Raw genomic sequence first — 345 nt, 5'->3', positions numbered from 1 at the left:
ATTCTCCTTTAACCTATGTTTGTCCAAGAAGGGTTAGAACTATTTGAATGAAGAGAGAGTGCGCCCTCCTGCCGCTTTTTGCAGACGGTTCATAATTGCTGAACCAACCCCCTGCTCTGAAAAGGCTTCTGAAATAATGACATCTACATCTGTCTCATCAAATTGTCTCAATACACGATATAAGTTTGCCGCTATCGTTTCAGGTTTTTCTCTCCATCCACAGCTGAAGACAACATCTGCTGCAAACAACGATTTCTTTTCTTCTGTTGTCAGCACACCAACTTTTAAACCTTCTGCCTGGTATGTTTGAATGTGACGCTGCATCTCTTCATCACTTCCAAAAAA

At 41.4% G+C, this 345-nt stretch carries 1 protein-coding gene; it reads right to left on the bottom strand.

The annotated features are described in order from the left end of the window. Window positions 1–39: 39 nt before the first annotated feature. On the bottom strand, window positions 40–345 hold a 306-nt coding region (locus SB658_RS22545), incomplete at its 5' end, for a Sua5 family C-terminal domain-containing protein (protein ID WP_410602450.1).

Origin of the sequence: Bacillus sp. SIMBA_008 (genome assembly GCF_046535495.1) — a bacterium.
In the GTDB taxonomy this organism is placed as follows: Bacteria; Bacillota; Bacilli; order Bacillales; family Bacillaceae; genus Bacillus; species Bacillus subtilis.
Note: the sequence above shows the minus strand (reverse complement) of the source record. Positions and strands in the feature narration are given on the sequence as shown.